The 18,399-nt window shown below is 35.4% G+C and carries 18 protein-coding genes and 1 riboswitch; of the genes, 12 read left to right on the top strand and 6 right to left on the bottom strand.

Annotation, left to right across the window (positions count from 1 at the left end):
- Positions 1-55: 55 nt before the first annotated feature.
- Entirely contained in the window at positions 56-916 is an 861-nt protein-coding gene (locus AC4GZ8_RS10370; RefSeq protein WP_491081776.1) for a Cof-type HAD-IIB family hydrolase, read from the bottom strand.
- Positions 917-1,108: 192 nt separating this feature from the next.
- Here AC4GZ8_RS10370 and AC4GZ8_RS10375 point away from each other — a divergent pair, with 192 nt between their 5' ends.
- The 5 genes from AC4GZ8_RS10375 (at position 1,109) to AC4GZ8_RS10395 (ending at position 5,357) form a co-directional block, all read left to right on the top strand.
- Positions 1,109-2,095: a Gfo/Idh/MocA family protein gene (locus tag AC4GZ8_RS10375; RefSeq protein WP_491081777.1), complete on the top strand. Its 987-nt coding sequence runs from the start codon at positions 1,109-1,111 to the stop codon at positions 2,093-2,095.
- Positions 2,096-2,232: 137 nt separating this feature from the next.
- Positions 2,233-2,361, top strand: a complete 129-nt coding sequence (locus AC4GZ8_RS10380; RefSeq protein WP_286158776.1) for a hypothetical protein — start codon at positions 2,233-2,235, stop codon at positions 2,359-2,361.
- Positions 2,362-2,979: 618 nt separating this feature from the next.
- Positions 2,980-3,876 (top strand): YitT family protein, encoded by an 897-nt coding sequence (locus AC4GZ8_RS10385; protein WP_491081778.1) that lies wholly within the window; start codon positions 2,980-2,982, stop codon positions 3,874-3,876.
- A gap of 117 nt (positions 3,877-3,993) precedes the next feature.
- Positions 3,994-4,590: an undecaprenyl phosphate transporter UptA gene (gene uptA, locus AC4GZ8_RS10390; RefSeq protein WP_491081779.1), complete on the top strand. Its 597-nt coding sequence runs from the start codon at positions 3,994-3,996 to the stop codon at positions 4,588-4,590.
- 59 nt (positions 4,591-4,649) lie between these two features.
- The gene (locus AC4GZ8_RS10395) at positions 4,650-5,357 is read left to right on the top strand and encodes an HAD family hydrolase (RefSeq protein ID WP_491081780.1); all 708 of its coding nucleotides are present in this window, start codon (positions 4,650-4,652) and stop codon (positions 5,355-5,357) included.
- A gap of 42 nt (positions 5,358-5,399) precedes the next feature.
- Here AC4GZ8_RS10395 and sda read toward each other — a convergent pair whose 3' ends face one another.
- The 3 genes from sda to AC4GZ8_RS10410 all read right to left on the bottom strand — a co-directional run bounded on the left by sda (position 5,400) and on the right by AC4GZ8_RS10410 (position 9,333).
- Positions 5,400-5,564 carry a sporulation histidine kinase inhibitor Sda gene (sda, locus tag AC4GZ8_RS10400; RefSeq protein ID WP_491081781.1) on the bottom strand — a complete coding sequence of 55 codons (165 nt, stop codon included), beginning with the start codon at positions 5,562-5,564 and terminating at the stop codon, positions 5,400-5,402.
- Between the two features lie 199 nt (positions 5,565-5,763).
- Complete coding sequence (locus AC4GZ8_RS10405) at positions 5,764-6,813, bottom strand: ribonucleotide-diphosphate reductase subunit beta (protein WP_491081782.1); 1,050 nt, start codon at positions 6,811-6,813, stop codon at positions 5,764-5,766.
- Positions 6,814-7,044: 231 nt separating this feature from the next.
- Positions 7,045-9,333 (bottom strand): ribonucleoside-diphosphate reductase subunit alpha, encoded by a 2,289-nt coding sequence (locus AC4GZ8_RS10410; RefSeq protein WP_491081783.1) that lies wholly within the window; start codon positions 9,331-9,333, stop codon positions 7,045-7,047.
- A 129-nt stretch (positions 9,334-9,462) separates the two neighbouring features.
- Positions 9,463-9,639: riboswitch (cobalamin riboswitch) on the bottom strand.
- A 639-nt stretch (positions 9,640-10,278) separates the two neighbouring features.
- On the opposite strand from AC4GZ8_RS10410, the gene AC4GZ8_RS10415 reads away from it, so the two are divergent.
- Complete coding sequence (locus tag AC4GZ8_RS10415) at positions 10,279-10,548, top strand: hypothetical protein (RefSeq protein ID WP_491081784.1); 270 nt, start codon at positions 10,279-10,281, stop codon at positions 10,546-10,548.
- Positions 10,549-11,184: 636 nt separating this feature from the next.
- Complete coding sequence (locus AC4GZ8_RS10420; protein WP_491081914.1) at positions 11,185-12,582, top strand: alanine/glycine:cation symporter family protein; 1,398 nt, start codon at positions 11,185-11,187, stop codon at positions 12,580-12,582.
- A 321-nt stretch (positions 12,583-12,903) separates the two neighbouring features.
- Here the strand turns inward: AC4GZ8_RS10420 and AC4GZ8_RS10425 are convergent, their stop codons facing one another.
- Positions 12,904-13,671: a SurA N-terminal domain-containing protein gene (locus AC4GZ8_RS10425; protein ID WP_491081785.1), complete on the bottom strand. Its 768-nt coding sequence runs from the start codon at positions 13,669-13,671 to the stop codon at positions 12,904-12,906.
- A gap of 222 nt (positions 13,672-13,893) precedes the next feature.
- On the opposite strand from AC4GZ8_RS10425, the gene AC4GZ8_RS10430 reads away from it, so the two are divergent.
- Both AC4GZ8_RS10430 and lplA read left to right on the top strand, forming a co-directional pair.
- Positions 13,894-14,427, top strand: a complete 534-nt coding sequence (locus AC4GZ8_RS10430; RefSeq protein ID WP_491081786.1) for a DinB family protein — start codon at positions 13,894-13,896, stop codon at positions 14,425-14,427.
- A gap of 129 nt (positions 14,428-14,556) precedes the next feature.
- Positions 14,557-15,549, top strand: coding sequence for a lipoate--protein ligase (lplA, locus tag AC4GZ8_RS10435; RefSeq protein ID WP_491081787.1), 993 nt, complete (start codon positions 14,557-14,559; stop codon positions 15,547-15,549).
- 47 nt (positions 15,550-15,596) lie between these two features.
- Here the strand turns inward: lplA and AC4GZ8_RS10440 are convergent, their stop codons facing one another.
- On the bottom strand, positions 15,597-15,896 hold the full coding sequence (locus AC4GZ8_RS10440) for a hypothetical protein (RefSeq protein WP_491081788.1): 300 nt from the start codon (positions 15,894-15,896) through the stop codon (positions 15,597-15,599).
- 167 nt (positions 15,897-16,063) lie between these two features.
- Here AC4GZ8_RS10440 and AC4GZ8_RS10445 point away from each other — a divergent pair, with 167 nt between their 5' ends.
- The 3 genes from AC4GZ8_RS10445 (at position 16,064) to AC4GZ8_RS10455 (ending at position 18,243) form a co-directional block, all read left to right on the top strand.
- The gene (locus AC4GZ8_RS10445; RefSeq protein WP_491081789.1) at positions 16,064-16,429 is read left to right on the top strand and encodes a nuclear transport factor 2 family protein; all 366 of its coding nucleotides are present in this window, start codon (positions 16,064-16,066) and stop codon (positions 16,427-16,429) included.
- 214 nt (positions 16,430-16,643) lie between these two features.
- Entirely contained in the window at positions 16,644-17,186 is a 543-nt protein-coding gene (locus AC4GZ8_RS10450) for a sigma-70 family RNA polymerase sigma factor (protein WP_491081790.1), read from the top strand.
- Complete coding sequence (locus tag AC4GZ8_RS10455) at positions 17,170-18,243, top strand: DUF4179 domain-containing protein (RefSeq protein ID WP_491081791.1); 1,074 nt, start codon at positions 17,170-17,172, stop codon at positions 18,241-18,243. Before AC4GZ8_RS10450 ends, AC4GZ8_RS10455 begins: the two co-directional genes overlap by 17 nt.
- The last annotated feature ends 156 nt before the right edge of the window (positions 18,244-18,399 follow it).

The raw sequence follows: 18,399 nt of genomic DNA on the forward strand, positions 1-18,399 counted from the left end.
GATTTAAATAAAAAACAGGAATAGATGGATGGTACCTTCTATTCCTGTTTATATATTATTTAGTATTTAAAATATATTTTTCAATGGCATGAGCAACACCATGTTCATTGTTTGTAAGTGTCACAACATCTGCCATTTCTTTAACGGTAGGGTCTGCATTTCCCATTGCAACCGATAACCCAGCTGTTTCAAGCATTGGGACATCATTGAAATTATCTCCAATTGCAACAGTATCTTCAATCGGAATATTGAAGTACTCCGCCATAACACGGATCCCGTTTCCTTTATGTCCGTTGGTGTCCATAATTTCAATATTGAATGGACCTGACGTTGTAATAGAAATGCCTTCAAGGTGTTGGAGGGAAGCAATTAATTCTTCTTTACCAGAAATGGTAGGAATAAAGAATTTTTGAATGGTAATGCCTTCAACTTTTAATACTTCCTCAAGATCTTCAAAGATTTTAATACTTTCCGTTTCTTTTGGTTGCTCTGTCATAAGTTTGTATTCTTTTTCTGTCAGGTGATTCAAGACATCCTTGTTATTATCCAAAAACGAGTGCATGCGTTCAGACCAAGTAGATGCAACAAAAATCCCTTTATTTGTGTAAATCTTAAAAGGGTATTCTTTTTTATTTAGAATGTTTGCAACAGTCGCAACTGTTTCCTTTTGTATCGAAATTTGACTTAATAGCTTACCATCAGCAATAACCATCGTCCCATTACTGCCTGCAACAGGACATTGAAGAGGTGTCTTATTAAGAACATTTTTAATATCTTCTGGAGCACGACCAGAACAAATCATCACGATGTGACCTGCATCTTGAGCAGCCTGAATCGCTTTGACATTTTCAGGTGAAATGTCAATATTGGAAGATAGTAAGGTTCCGTCAAGGTCAATTGCAATCAGTTTTTTCATCATCATTTCTCCTTTATAAAAACTTGTATATGTATTTGCAAATTCATTTCTCAATTATCTATTATGACATACTTTTCACAAATCCATTAGAAAAAGGTTTTAAAAACGACTGAAATTGACAAATGCTTTTTCTTTTTTGAAAAAAAAGATATACTTGCACGTAGAAGATTATACATTTGGAGGTTGGTTAATATGGTTCGATTCGGTATTATCGGAACAAATTGGATTACAGAAAGCTTCATTCAAGCTGCAAGTAAGATAGAGGACTTTTCACTAACGGCTGTTTATTCGCGAACAAGTGAAAAAGCTGGTGAGTTTGCAGATAAATATGGTGCTACACATACATATACAGATTTAAATGAGTTTGCCAGCAGTCCCGAATTTGATGCGGTTTATATTGCAAGTCCAAATTCATTGCATGCATCACAAGCAATTCTTTGTATGCAAAATGGAAAGCATGTATTATGTGAAAAGCCTATTGCCTCCAATACAGACGAAGTAAGTCAAATGATTGCAGCGGCCAAGGAACATCATGTTGTCTTAATGGAAGCATTAAAAACAACACAATTACCTAACTTCCTTGCGATCAAAGAGAATTTACATAAGATTGGAAAAGTTAGAAGATATTTTGCAAGCTATTGCCAATACTCTTCCCGTTACGATAAATACAAGGAAGGTACTGTGTTAAATGCTTTTAAGCCAGAGTTTTCAAATGGTTCTTTAATGGATATTGGGATCTATTGTGTGTATCCGGCTGTTGCATTATTCGGAGAACCAAAGGAAGTAAAGGCGTCCAGCTATATGCTTGAATCAGGGGTAGATGGTGAAGGGAGTATCCTTCTAACATATGACGACATGGATGCTGTCATCATGTATTCGAAGATTACGAATTCTTATGTTCCGTCTGAGATTCAAGGGGAGAACGGCAGCATCATTATTGATAAGATTCATACGCCTGAAAGTGTAAAAATACAGTATAAAGATGGCACAATAGAAGATATCACAAGAGAGCAAGAATCAGAGAGCATGTATTATGAAGCCAAAGAGTTTATCTCTTTAGTCTCACAAAACAAACAACAATCTGAACTAAATTCTCATCAAAATTCAATCATGACTGCAACTATTTTGGAAAAAGCTCGTAAACAAATTGGGCTTGTTTATCCTGCCGATCAAAAATAATACAAAGGACAGTTCATGTGAGAACTGTCCTTTGTTCTTCTAAGGGATGTCGTATTAGCTGGTAATATGTATTTTTTCTCTGTCACTGTAGACAATAAAAGATGAAAAAAATGTCTTTAGAAAAGAGGGAATAACATATGGCTGAAAGAGATAGTCATAAAAATCAACAAAAAAAAATGAAGAAAGCTAGTGATGCCATAAATACAGATAAAGACTTTGGCAATGACTTAGCTGAAAGAAAGCATAATGAAAAAAGATCGAAATAAGTTCCAATGTAATATGAATCCCCGGGTTTATGACTAAAGCGTTCAGTGTATTTATTAAGCGATAAGAAAGTGACGTGTGAATAGGTATACGTCACTTTCTTTTATTTTTAAGGCTGTTTTCGCAAACTTTGTTGCTACAGTAATAAGAATTGTGCATGGTTGATTGCAGCTCCAGGATGCTCGTTTTCCATGGGGCATGCAGTGAGCCTCCACGACGCACAAGTGCTGCATGAGTCTCGCATATCCGTTTCAATCAACCTAATTAATGTTTATTTCTAGAACTTATTAAAAAACAACAATTTTTTCAAAAAGAACCATTCTTAAAGGTGTTGAGTATGATGCTCTTTTACTCAGGTTTCCAAAAGGGGAATGGTCATCATCGCCAAAATGAAGACCAATTCCTCAGATTTTCAGAAGAGGAATGGTCATCATCGCCGAAATGAAGACCAATTCCTCAGGTTTTCAAAAGGGCTAAAGCTCTGCATGAACATCCTGCGTAAAAATTCCAATTTTTAAATCCACTACGTTATAATAAAGAAATACAGTATGGCATAATATGCTATATACAACATGGACAGAGACAAGCTTCTTTTGTACTTGCTATAAAGGAGGAGTTTTATGACAGAAATTCCAATTGAAATACAAAAACAAATGAAAAAGCATCAAGGGTTATCAAAGTCAAAAATATTCAAACGAGCACTTTTTATTTTTATTGGCGCTGTATTAATGGCAGTAGGATTAGAGATTTTTTTAGTACCTAATCAGGTTATTGATGGCGGGATTGTTGGGATCTCAATTATCCTTTCTCACTTACTTGGAATAAAGCTGGGCTTATTTATCTTTCTTTTAAATATCCCATTTTTCTTTATTGGATATAAACAGATAGGGAAGACATTTGCTCTTTCCACTTTGTTCGGAATTGCTGTTCTATCCATTACAACAGTCCTCTTACATCCGGTTCCGGCATTCACAGAGGATGTTCTTCTTGCTACGGTATTTGGCGGAATTATTTTAGGGATTGGTGTTGGAATTGTCATTCGATATGGAGGCTCACTTGATGGTACAGAGATTTTAGCTATTCTTGCAAATAAAAAACTTCCATTCTCTGTGGGTGAAATTATTATGTTTTTTAATATTTTTATCCTGGGAAGTGCAGGTTTTGTGTTCGGCTGGAACAGAGCTATGTACTCATTGATAGCATACTTCGTGGCGTTTAAAACAATAGATATTGTGATTGAGGGGCTTGATGAATCGAAATCAGCCTGGATCATTAGTGAACATTATCAAGAAATTGGTGATGCCATTTTAGCCAGGTTAGGTCGTGGAGTAACTTATCTTAATGGTGAGGGTGCTTATACAGGAGAGAATAAAAAAGTCATATTCTGTGTGATTACACGTCTAGAAGAAGCGAAGTTAAAATCGATTGTTGAAGATCTAGATGAATCTGCCTTTTTAGCAGTGGCAAACATAGCGGAAGTAAGAGGCGGAAGGTTTAAGAAAAGAGATATTCACTAAAAAACTTGTGGCAGATTCCACAGGTTTTTTTAGTAGCTTAACATACTATTTATCGATTTCTATTCATACCTATTACTAATGGACAGGAAGTACAAGTCAAGAGGAGGGGATGAATAGATGGAAAGCGTCATCTTAGATATATTAGATTGGTTAACAAATCTCGGTTACGTTGGAATTGCGATTGGATTAATGCTTGAGGTGATTCCGAGTGAAATTGTATTAGGATATGGCGGTTATATGATTGTGCTTGGGAAAATTGGGTTTCTAGGGGCCGTACTTGCAGGCGTAATAGGAGGAACAATTGCCCAACTAATTTTATACTGGATAGGAAGTTTAGGAGGAAGGCCCTTTCTTGAAAAGTATGGAAAATACTTGTTTATAAAAAAGCATCATATTGAGCTATCAGAATTATGGTTCGAGAAATATGGGGCTGGGGTTATTTTTGGTGCTAGGTTTATACCAGTGGTGCGGCACGCCATTAGCATACCGGCGGGAATTTCAAAAATGTCATTGTGGAAATTCACATTGTATACAGTAGCGGCAATGGTACCATGGACAATTTTTTTCGTGTATTTAGGTATCGAGCTCGGCAGCAACTGGATATACATCAAAGAAATCGCAAAACCATATTTCATACCGATCACCTGCACTGCACTTTTGCTTGCAACAATCTATTATTTAGTCAAGAAATACAAACGACCAAAGGAAAGTTGAAAAATAGTTGATTGCACCCAATTTTGTGCATGTGTAAGAATGAATTGGTGGAAAATGGTATGATTCAGGTGAAAAGTCAGGGGAGAGACGAATTGAGAGCAGTGTTTTTCGATTTAGATGGGACATTATTAAATAGAGACCAATCTGTTCTTCACTTTATTAAAGATCAGTATTCCCGTTTAAAGCCGTCAATAGAAGCTTCTATGGACAGGTATGTAAAAAGATTTGTGGAGCTAGATAACCATGGATCTGTTTGGAAGGATCAAGTGTATGATACACTGGTGAAAGAGTTTAATATTCAGAACATTTCTGCTGAGGAGCTGCTACAAGACTATCTTTCTTATTTTCCAAATCATTGTGTTCCTTTCCAACATTTAGAACAGATGCTCCAAGTATTAAAGGAAAAACAAATCAAGCTTGGAATAATCTCAAATGGATTCGGGAAGTTTCAGATGGATAATATGAAAGCTTTAAAAATTGAGTCATATTTTCAATGTATCTTGATTTCTGAAAATGAAGGATTGAGAAAACCGGATAAAGAAATTTTTCTAAGGGGTCTATCTTTGCTAGAGGTACCTGCACATAAATGCATATTTATTGGTGATCATCCTATCAATGATATTGAAGCTGCTAGTAAAGTAGGGATGAAAACAATATGGAAAAAGAACAATCTATTTTCGCAAACTCCGAAAGCTGATTATGTGATTGAAGATCTATTAGAAATAGTAGAAATTCTTGAAAAAGAAGAAGACAGCTTCATATTATAAAACAGAAAGGTTGGCTAAAAAAGGCCAACCTTCTACATATTTCTAATTAATTTTTCTAAGTTGTTTTTCTATTATTTGTCGTTTGTGAAGACCTCTTTCCCTTATCTCTGCCTCAAGCATCCTAATAAATTCAATATTAATCTTTAACTTTTTTGCTTCTTTTAAGCTATCTAACAAGGTCTTGTCTGAAAGTGTTGAAAACCTCATTTTCATCATCCTCTACCAATACAATACTTGTATATGTCTAATATACCTTTACCACTAGTAAATCTGCGTTAAACAAATTTGTGTAAAAATGTATAATGAATGATTTTAATAGGTGAGAATAACAAAGAAGCAATGATCTGACAAGAGAAGGGGAAGGGGGCAAATCTACCCTTCTTCATTTAACATGTTTGTTTAAGTATTATAAGTCATCAAATCCGTTATCAACATGGTTAACCTTCGTATATTGTCTTGACTTCTGCTCAAAGAAGTCAGATTTCCCAAGATCAACTTCCTCATATGCTTTAATCCATTTTAATGGATTTGTGCGGTATCCTTCAAATGGACGCTCATATCCTAATTGATTACATCGAACATTTGCGTAGAACTTAATATAATCCTCAACATCCTTTATATTAATTCCATCAATTTTATTTCCGATGATGAAATGGCCCCATTCAATTTCAAGCTCTGCTGCTTGAACAAATGTTTCCTTTACGAAAGTGGAAAGTTCTTTAGTGTCGTATTCTGGGTATTGTTTTAGTACTTCTTTAAAAATTTGAACAAATAAATCAACATGAATTTGTTCATCACGATTTATATAATTGATCATTGTACTTGTAGCGACCATTTTTTGATTACGGGCCAAATTATAAAAGAAAGCAAATCCAGAGTAAAAGAAGAGGCCCTCTAAAATAACATCATATACGATTGATTTTAATAGGTTCTCAACATTAGGTTGTTCAGCAAAAGCCTGGTATCCATTTGTAACAAACTCATTTCGCTTTCTTAAGATCGGTTCACTTCTCCAGTATTCAAAAACCTCATCCTGCACATGCTTCGGTACTAAGCTTGAAAGAACGTAGGAGTAAGAGTGGTTATGAATCACTTCTTGCTGTGCAAGCATAATCATCAAGGCATTAATGCTTGAATCTGTTATATAGTCTGAGACCTTCCCGGCATAATCCGTTTGAATACTATCTAAAAGAGCCAGTAGTCCAATGATTTTTAGGAAGGCATCTTTTTCATCCTCTGTTAACTCAGGGTATTGCTTTATATCTTGAGCCATATTGATTTCAAAGGGTGTCCAAAAATTTGCCAGCATTTTTTTATAGCGAGGATATGCCCAAGGAAATGAAACATCATCCCAATTTAATACATTTGAGCTTTCACCGTTAATAATACCTGTTGACCGGTTTGGTGCGGCCGCATCCATTATTTTTCGCTTACTTAGAGTAGTAGTGGTTTCCATATACATTCTCCTTTTTACCGATAAAAAATTGTGAGAATGACTTAGAAAAAGTCATTCTCTAAAAAATTAGGCTGTTACGCATACTTTGTTGTTTTTTAATGCAGTTAAAGGTAAAAACAAGTTGGTTTCATTGCGCTTTTAGACACTTGCTTTCCTCTACTTCCTGCAGGAGTCAAGTGTCTTTCGCACCATTACCACTAATGCAACAATCTTTGTGAAAACAGCCAAATATTAACTAGCACAAGAATCGCATTCTTCAATCGTACTAGAAGTTGAGCGTAGATAATACGTTGTTTTTAATCCTTCTTTCCATGCAGATAAATGAAGATCAAGCAGATCTTTAGCTTTAATCGTATTTTGTACATAAAGATTGAAAGAGATTGATTGATCTATATGGCGTTGGCGCGCTGCATTTTGTTTAATGCTCCAATGCTGGTCAATAAAATAAGCAGACTTATAATACCAGGTTGTTGTTGAGTTAAGATCTGGAACGGTAACCGGAATTTTATAATCTTTCTTTTCTTCTGAATATACTTTTTGGAAAATTGGATCAATACTTGCTGTGCTTCCTGCAATAATAGATGTGGAAGCATTCGGTGCAACTGCCATTAAATAGCCGTTTCTAACTCCATGAGCCCCAACATCACGCTGTAGAGCATCCCAATCATAGTTGCTTTCCTGTGTGTGGTATCCTCGTTTGTCAAAATAGGCACCAGTTTCCCAATCAGAGCCTTTAAACACAGAGTAGGCCCCTTTTTCTTTCGCAAGCTCCATGCTTGCAGAAATCGTTAAGAAGGAGATTTTTTCGTATAAATGATCTGCGAACTCAACGGCTTCTTCGTGTTCCCATTTAAGCTGCTTTAGAGCTAATAAATGGTGCCAGCCAAAGGTTCCTAACCCAATCGCCCGATATTTTTCATTTGTTAACCTTGCTTGAAGGACAGGGATTGTATTTAAATCGATCACATTGTCCAACATTCTAACCTGAATAGGGATAAGCTTTTCTAACACATCATCTGTAACGGCTTTAGCAAGATTAATAGATGAGAGATTACAAACAACAAAATCACCCGGTGTTTTGACCGTAATAATTTTTCCATCCTCGGTATATTGCTCTTCGACAGTAGTTGGACTTTGGTTTTGTGTAATTTCTGTGCAAAGATTGCTGCAATAGATCATACCTTGATGGGAGTTTGCGTTTTTACGGTTCACCTCATCACGATAGAACATATAAGGAGTTCCTGCTTCTAATTGGCTAATCATGATTCGTTTCATAATCTCAATTGCAGGCACCTTTTCCTTTGAAAGTTGTTCATTTTGGACACATGCCCAATAACGCTCTCTAAAGCTTCCATTTCCTTTTTCCTCGTCGTAAAAATCTTCAATACTGAAGCCCATAACGGTACGAACCTCATGTGGATCAAATAAGTACCAATCAGCCCGTGCTTCAACCTGCTCCATGAAAAGATCCGGAATACAAACTCCTGTAAAAATATCATGTGTTCGCATTCTTTCATCACCGTTATTTAGTTTTGCATCAAGGAAGGAAAAGATATCTTTATGCCACACATCAAGATAGACTGCGATCGCTCCTTTACGCTGCCCAAGCTGGTCAACACTGACAGCCGTATTGTTCAGCTGCTTCATCCATGGAATGATTCCTGAGGAAACCCCTTTAAATCCGCGAATATCACTTCCGCGGCTTCGGATTTTACCGAGATAAGCCCCAACACCGCCACCAGATTTCGATAGATTGGCGATGTCTGTATTGCTATCAAAAATTCCTTGAAGACTGTCATCAATCGTATCGATAAAACAGCTTGATAGCTGTCCTACAGGTTTTCCGGCATTTGAAAGAGTTGGTGTTGCTACTGTCATATAAAGATTACTCATAGCCCAGTAAGCTTGCTTAATGAGTTCAAGACGGTTAGCTTTGTTTTCCTTTGCCATTAATGTCATAGCAATCACTAAAAATCGTTCCTGCGGCAGCTCATATACTTGTTTCGAAAAATCTTTTGTTAGATAGCGATCTGCTAATGTTCGTAGGCCAATATATGTAAATAAATAGTCGTTTTCCGGCTTAAGAAAGGATCCAATTTGGGTTATCTCATCCTTTGAATAATTTTCTAATAAGCTTGAGCTATAAAGTCCTTTTGAGATAAGTGTTGAAATAAGCTCGTAAAAATCTCCATATTTTTGCTCTTTCTTATATCCTCGATTTGCTGCCGCTTCTTTATAAAGTTTTGATAAATAAATGTGTGCACAGAAGTAGGTCCATTCGGGCTCTTGTTCATTAATATTAGATAATCCTTCTAAAATAAGAAGATTAATTAGCTGTTCAGAGGTATAGGATTCTCTTTGAAGGATCGTATTTTCTATACGATTAAGATATTCGTCAATATTTAGTGTTGGAAAATGTTGATGAATGCTTTTGATAAAGGTTGTTAGTTTTCCGAGATCAAATGCTTCTGTTCCATTTTGCTGATCCAGGATCATTGGGGATAATGTTGTCTTGCTCATGTATATTCCTCCGTCTGTACGTTTTTTAGCGGGGGAAAGATAAAACGACAGAAAGAGAGCAAGTCATTGAAGTTGAATAGCTCAAGAGATTTACTATCGTTTCATCTTCTCAGTCCCCGAAGAAATTGAAACTTTCACAAGGTTTAGGTAGGTCTCCTGACTTATGTTCTTCCTACTATGAGTCCTTCCCATACATGAGGTACAGTGGTAATCTCAATTCGTCACACTTACAGTTGCGGGGACAGTTCTGGATTTTCACCAGATTCCCTATTAAGCTAACAAAGCGCCTAACTCTCGTAAAGATACAATATATAGTTTTTCATTAGAAGTTAAAATCAATATATAGTTGATTTAACGATATGATTCCATGATAAATCAGTTGGATCAAATTAGCAATAGCTATTTTAAAAAGAAACTAGAATAATAGATTTAGATTATTCAGAAGTGATATAGAACAAAGATAACAGGAAAATGAATTGAACTCCAAATAAAAACCTTCTTCTAAAAAGATTGTTGTTTGGTCTGTTGATATTTTCCAATTGCTATAGGGAATTGTTGTTTGATCGAAAGGTGTGAGATTCCACGGGAACAAAGCTGGAAAGGTATCCCTACGGGAGTTTAATGAATATAACAATTGAAAAAACTGGTAATGTACGATTTTTTTGGTTGTTTAACCAAGCAGAAAATACATTAATTTTTAGTTATTTACTGGTCCTGTTTCTAAAGGGGACTTTTACCTTAAATATATGGGAGTAAATAACAAGTTTTTTACCTTTATTAAAAGCAGTTTTCAGTCCATTTAAGAACAAGTAAAAATCGAGTTAATCGACAAATTTTTCGGAAGAGCTTGTTTATAATGACATTAGCTTTTAAGGAAGGGAGTTGAAAATACCCTATCATTAATTGCTTGTGATGATCACTTGATAATATGAAGGAGGAATCAAAATGGTATTCAAAACATCCTGGAAATTATCGGCTCCTATTCTAGCCGTGATGCTTGCTGCAGCATGCAGTGATGGTCAAGACATGCAGGAAGATATTCAAGAACAGCCTGTAAATGGTGAAATGGACACAGAGGAACCAATGGGTGGAGAGACAGATTCTGAAGTACCTGAAAGTGAAGAAATGGTTCCAGAAGAGCCTGCAAGTGATGAGATGAATCCGGAAGAACCTGCTGATGAAGAAACAAATACAGAAGATCCTTCTAACCAATAATGTGGGATTTTTCTTTAAAGTATTTAGCTAAAATCGATTAATGTAATCAAATGAAAAATTTAATCCCAATCTATTATTCATTGTATTTGATATTCCATTTAGAAGTTACAATGTAGTTATTAATCAACATTAATATTAATATCGATTAGGAACTAAGTTTGTATCTTAAAGGTACATTGTCAAACCCTAATGCTAATATATAAAGTTATTTTGATCACGATTAAAAGGTTTACACCAAAAATAAGCGACCTGTTATTCCTCCTAATCAGAATAACAAGGTCGCTTATCTTATTTCCTTATTCATTATTTTTACAACTCTTTCATACAACAGAATCTTATTTTAATGCTTAATTCATAATGAACCAAACTAATAGAAAGTGTAAATATAAATACCCCTTTTTCTTCTATGGAAATTATATCAAAATATGGCCATTAATCATGTTGGGGGACATCTTCATATTTTTGGCTTTGACATCAGAGCATGAAGTGGCTATTATAAATATGGTTGTTTGTGAAAAATAATAAAAGGCTACTAAATATTTTGTGAAAAAAAACAATTACAAGACAATAATTAAATTTTATGATAGTACTACATAGGTGAAAGCGCTAACAATTGGAGGGGTGTACAACAAAATGATGGACATAATAGGGAAAATCAATGGGGTTCTATGGGGAACGCCCAGTTTAATTTTGTTATTTGGGACAGGCTTATTTTTAACAGTTGCTTTGAAAGGTTTACAGTTTAGAAGATTGCTATATGCCTTTAAATTGGGATTTGGTAGAGAAGAAGAATCTTCAGCAGCAGAAGGGGATGTAAGTAACTTTAAGGCCCTAATGACGGCGTTGGCTGCTACAATCGGGAACGGAAATATTGCCGGTGTGGCTACAGCGATTACGCTTGGCGGTCCCGGAGCAATATTCTGGATGTGGATTGTCGGATTGTTAGGGATGGCAACGAAATATTCAGAAGCTTTGCTGGCGATGAAATATCGTGTGAAAAATGAAAATGGAGAATATTCCGGTGGCCCGATGTATTATGTAGAAAAGGGATTGGGTAAAAAATGGAAGTTTCTTGGGGTTGCTTTTGCGCTGTTTGGCGCATTTGCCGCTTTAGGTATTGGAAATAGTGTGCAGTCGAATACAATCGCAGAAGTGATGAATAATAGTTTTAGTGTCAGCGGACTAACAACAGGCATCATTCTTGCCGTTTTAACAAGCTTGATCATTTTTGGGGGTATTCAACGCATTAGTACGGTTGCAAGTTTTTTTGTGCCAATTATGGCTTTCCTGTATGTTGGAGGAGCATTGTTAATATTAGCAATTAATTTTGATCAAATTATCCCTGCTTTTCAATTAATTTTCCACTATGCCTTCAATCCTGTTGCAGCTGCCGGAGGATTTGTCGGGGTGGCGGTGGTCGAAGCGATCAGAAGCGGCGTCTCCCGTGGGATTTTTTCAAATGAAGCTGGTTTAGGTACAGCTGCATTAATTGCGGGAAATGCTAAAACAGATCATCCTGTTAAACAAGCATTGGTTGCCATGACAGGTACATTCATCGTAACGATCATCGTTTGTACTATGACTGGATTAGTGTTAATTATCACTGGTTTCTGGGATTCCTCAGGTGGATTGTTATCAGGAGTACAGCATGATCCAAGTCTTGATGGGGGAGCTTTAACATCTGCTGCTTTTGCATCAACACTCGGTATTGTTGGTGAATATATTGTGGCCTTTTCGGTCATCTTCTTCGGTTTTTCAACGATTGTTGGATGGTACGTTTACGGTGAAAAATGCTTTGAATACCTTGTAGGACAAAAAGGAATTCTTGGGTATCGCTTTGTTTATATTATAGCCTGCGGTTTAGGCGCAGTGGCAAACTTATCAGTTGTTTGGGCATTTGCAGACATGGCGAACGCTTTAATGATGATTCCTAACTTAGTAGCTTTGTTACTATTATGGAAAGTCATTGTCAATGAAACAAACGACTTTTTTGAAAATCACTACAAATTAACAGAATATAAAAAAGCGAGTTAATCGTGAACCGCGAAACCTCTAGAGAAATCTGGGGGTTTTTCTTTAAATTTTTTTACCGCTTCAGCCTGGCATGTGGTAAATATAGAGGTGCAAAAAGAAATCATTTACTTTTCAGCAAAAAACATCATTTTAATACATTCCATATGAATGAGTTAAGAAAATACCGTCTCCTTAAGAGATAGTACGGCGATCCTTCATCAATCAAGTCAATATTCAATTGAAATTCATTCTCCCGGTGATCAATTAAACATTTGCCTTTCCATTAGCTTGAAAATCAAAAAAGAACAGCTCCCTTTGAGCTGTTCTTTAGTGTGTAACATCCTAAATCTTAATATCAATCTTCGCATTTTCCTTTAATTCTTCAACTTGCTGAGCGAGTTTTTCTTGCTGTTTTTGCTGTTGAAGTGATTGTTCGATTTGCGGTTTTACTTCTTCAAGCTTTGGAACTTCTTGTCCATTGCTCTTTCCTTGTTCGGCATATTGATTATACGTTTTTTGAATTTCTTCATCAGTTATTTCACCAGCCGGTAATTCTTTCTCAACGTACTGTTTAAATTTAATATCGTCAGCTATTTGAGTTTCAAGTGTTTTTATATCCATGCCCGATTTTTTAAGAGCGGCTTCGAATTCTTTTTCTGTTTTAAACTGTTTTTTCGTTTCGTCCAGCTGCTTATTAATATCTGCCTCTGAAGCTTTATAACCTTTTTTATCTGCATCTTGAATAAGAAGAGTTTGTCCTACTAAGCTGTCAATTGTTTGGGTTTTCACTTGCTCTGCAGCTTCTTTAGAAGTCGGATCTTGTCCCATTTGCTGCATTTGTCCTTGTATCGTTGCTAAGATGCTATTATAGTCGCTTCCTAAAATTTCTTTATCATTCACAATGGCAACAGTTTTCTTTTCATCTACTTGCTGCGCTTCTAATTTCTTTTGCATTTCTTCCATTAGCTTTTGCTGTTCCTTCTGCTGATCGGTTTCCGCCGTTTTTGCTTTATCATCATTTTTAGCTTCTTTACTTTCTTCATTTCCTCCACATGCTGCTAAAACAACGGCCATTAGACCGGTTATTAATGTAAACATCATTTTGTTCATAATCGATCTCCTTTCTTAAGCTAGAAGTATAATTTTCCGCTAAGAAAATCATCTAGTGCGCATTATAAAGTAAATCCTATGAAAAAGAAACATGTTACGGTCTTTTTTAAGATTTGTAATATGATTGAAACGATAATGATAGTAGTTACATTACAATCTCCACAACTTGGAGTATAGTAGAAGGAAAAATTCCCCTTTATATCTAAGGGGTGGGAGGATGCTATGGAAAAGTTAGAATATCAATGGGTACAACAAACACGCCAGATTTTATTAGACCAGTGCAGAGAATTGAATGAAGCTGACTTTACTAAAGAGTTTGGATTTGGTTTACAGAGTATTAGAGATTCCTTAGTTCATGTAGCAGGCTGCTATCATGCTTGGCTAGGTTCTTTTGTCCTGTCAGAAACAACATCACCATTATTTACGAAGGAAGTAATTAAAAGTATGAATATAGATGATATTCAACGCTATTTTCAACAAGCTGATCTATATGTTGAGAGTGTATTTGAACAATTCAAAAATAAATTTGATGAGATGATCGAAAAAGAGCCTTCTTGGAAAGCGGGCAGTGGGATTGTAAGAAAAACGCCACATCAACTACTAATCCATTCAATTACTCATGAATCGCATCATAAAGGGCAAATTGTAGCAATGCTACGTCTGCTTGGCCATACACCTAAAAATACAGATATATTAGGGTTGCCTGAAAGGGATTTGTTAAATAATAATAAGGAGATCTTCCAAGAACGGCAGTGAGCTCAGACACAATTTACTTTGCTTAAGGCATAATGACTTTTTGAAGCAAGGGAGCTAGCTGTTCAATGGAGAGGTTGTACTCGTAAGCTCTCGATATGAGCGGCATCAATTTTAATTGGAGGAATTTATATGCTTTTTATTGATAATAAAGGAATCACGGACCCAAGAATAAATTTAGCAATTGAGGAGTATGCAGTAAAACATTTAGACCCAAATGAAACGTATTTATTGTTTTACATAAATGAACCATCGATCATTATCGGAAAAAATCAAAATACAATTGAAGAAATAAATACTTCTTATGTTGAAGAAAAAAATATTCATGTTGTCAGAAGGCTGTCAGGTGGCGGGGCTGTTTACCATGATGAAGGGAACTTGAATTTTAGTTTTATTACGAAGGATGACGGAGAAAGTTTTCATAACTTTAAAAAGTTTACCGAGCCTGTCGTTCAAGCCCTTGAAAAACTTGGTGTAAAAGCAGAATTGAGTGGACGAAACGATATTATTGCAAGTGATGGTCGCAAGATTTCCGGAAATGCTCAATTTTCGACAAAAGGAAGAATGTTTTCTCATGGTACATTATTATTTGATTCAGAAATTGATAGTGTAGTTAATGCATTGAAAGTTAAAAAAGATAAAATTGAGTCAAAGGGGATTAAATCCATTAGGAGTCGAGTAGCAAATATTAGCGAATATTTAACTGACAGCATTACAATTAAACAATTTAGAGAGCTTTTGCTTCGCTATATATTCAATGGAACTGATTCAATTCCAACCTATGACCTTACTGAGGATGATTGGAAAAAGATTAACGAAATTTCAAAGGAACGTTACCAAAACTGGGAGTGGAATTTTGGAAAATCACCGAAATTTAACTACCAGCACTCACACAGATTTCCAGTTGGTCAAATTGATTTACGACTTGAAGTCCAAAAGGGCATCATAAAGAATTGTAAAATATATGGGGACTTTTTCGGTGCAGTTGATGTTGAAGAAGTAGAGAATGCGTTAATTGGTGCACGTTATGAAAAAGAAGCAATTGAAAAAGTATTTGAGAACATTGATGTGAAAAAATATTTCGGAAATATTGAAAAAGCTGATTTGATCCATCTATTTTATTAGATAGATGGATATATTTTTTGCCGGTTCAGTCACTAGAAAGGTAATAACTAGAAATTATAATAATTAATGGTATAATTTGGATATTGGTAGGGCGGTATATTACTAAGCTTATATGAGGTGCCAAAAGATAATGAAAAATTTATTGTTAGTTTCATTTTCATTACAAATCCTTTTTTTTCTTCTTTTTTAAGTACCTTACTAGCAAGATTACCGGAGCCATTTCCATCAGTTATTAGCCTTTTCATTGCTTGTATGGGTTTATTTACTTCGGTATTTTCTATTATTAAAGGACAAACATCGAAGTTGACTATAATAGTATTTGGAGCATCATTTTTGATATTTCTCATGTTTGTATTCGCAATGTTTTTATCAGGGATGTAATGGAATCGTTCTTAAACTAAAAGGCGTTTCTTTTAAGAAAAAACAAACGATTCAATATATAATCTTTCGGAATCGGGTGCTATTGAGCAAGAATGATTAGGTTTTCTAACTGTTATAAAGGAGACACCGCAAATTGAAATCAAATAGTTATCTAAAAGAACATATTAAGCAGTTAGAGGAAAAGTTATTAACCCCAGAAGTTCGTTTATCAAGAAGAGAGTTAAAAAAATTATTGGCTGATGATTTCTTTGAATTCGGAAGTTCAGGTAAGGTTTTGTATAAGGATGAAGGTATTGCTGATGGTGGAATAGGGACAGTTAGGATGACTTTGAGCGATTTTGAACTCCATCCTTTATCAGAAACCGTAGTGCTGGCAACATACAGAATTTTTAATGATGTTAGTAAACAGCATTCTTTACGTAGCTCTATATGGAAACGTAGCGAGGGTAAATGGAGAATGGTCTTTCACCAGGGAACAAAGACAGATCCTTCGGTTTGAAATTCTTTTTTAATAAACAATCACTTACTAATAATATATTTTTGATGAAGAATAAATATCTTTAAGGATCTTAGAGTATGTTTTGATTACACAAAACATACTTTTTTTCTTTACACTATATTAGAATCAAAAATAATTTAGAAAAAATGAAAAAATTGAAACTTATTGTATGTCTAGATCACTCTAAATAGTGAGAGGAGGGAGTGATGACAAAATGAAACATGATCTTCATACAGTAAAAAGAGCAATTAATGGAGATGCTGAAGCATTTGAAGCATTGCTTTTTAAAGAAGAAAAAATGCTCTATTACAAGGCGCTTTCTTACGTTGGTAATAAAGAAGATGCGTTGGATGCTATACAGGAAACCGCGTACAATGCATTCCTTGCGATAAGACAATTGCGAAATCCGGAGTATTTTTCCACTTGGTTGTTTAGAATTTTAATACGTGAATGTTATCGGCAGTTAAGAGAACGGGACCAAATGATTCCTTATGAGGAAAGCGAATTGTTGAAGAGATTAGATCGCAAGCAGGATGAAGAGATAGATTCTTTTCTTTTAAATGAGGCATTGTCGAGGCTGAATTCGTCCTATCAAACTTCAATTATTCTATTTTACTATCATGACTTGTCTATTAAGGATATTTCTGAGGTTATGGAGAAGCCGGTTGGCACAGTAAAAACAAATTTACGTAGAGCGAGGAAAAAATTGAAAAGTGAGTTAGAAAGGAGCTATAAATTAAATGAAAAAGTTACATGATCCTTTCGAGGAGTTTCCACAAGATCAAGTTCGTTCAGCGATCCGCTCGGGAATTGTTCAAGCTAAAGAGCAACTTGATACGCCTCGTCTAAGAATGAACAAAGGGAAAAGAAAAATAATCTATGCTTTGTGCAGTGTGGCAGCTGTTTTTGGAATATTGGTTTGTTCATCTTATTATTCTCCAGCGTTGGCAAGCAGTTTATCTCAAATACCGATTATCGGGTCTGTTTTTGGGAATTCTAATCTGATTGGATTACAACAAGCCCAAAAAAGTGGATTAACGAATGAAATTGGGGAGACACAGACAGTCAATGGAATTTCCGTTACACTTGATGAAATTTTATATGACCAAAATAATATTACTATAGGTCTTTTCATTGAATCCGAGAAGGAACTTGATGAATTTTATTTTGGTGCTGGGATGGATTTTACGATTAATGGGAAAAATCCTGATGCAGCGACTGGCAGTTACGGTGAAGATATCCTTTCAGAAACAACTCGGACTGCCATTCAGGAAATAAATGTGACTGAGGATATGCCGGAAGAGTTCGAACTAGGATTAATCCTACATGGAGAAAATGGGGAAAAGTGGTATTTCTCAACTCCCGTTGAAAAAATCACTGATATTCATAAAATACCTGTTCATCATTCACAGACGGTTGATGGATTGACCCTTACTGTAACAGAAATGTCTTTTAGTGAAACAGGAGTAAGTATAGCTTATAAGAGTTCTGAAGAGGAAACAGATTTTGAATTAAGTCGCGGAGGAAATATAGAATTCAAGGTAGTTGATGAAAATGGAAATGAAATTACAGGTCGATCAGGTGGAGCTACAGGAGAATTGGTTAAGGATAGAATAGAATTCAAGAGTAGTAAGCAATTTGATCCCATTGATTCTAAAGTTACTGAATTAACAATTACTCCTTATCTAGTCATTCCGTCGGACGGAGGAGGAGTGGAAATTGACGAAAATGGAAAGGAAAAAGAGTTAGAATTTAAAGGGAATCTTATAAAGCCGATTGAGTTTGACTCTTTTAAAGTGAAAATTCCACAATAAATTCATTATTTAAAAAGAGCTGATAGTGAATTTCGATAAACTTTTGTGAGGTTTTAAAGCAAACATAGAATTAATTAATATGATGATGACATATAAAAACTATCCGAAATAATGAAAAAGTTATGACTACTACTATTTTTAGATCCTATGAGAATC

It is taken from the genome of Metabacillus sp. RB-C-LZQ-3-1, assembly GCF_058315175.1.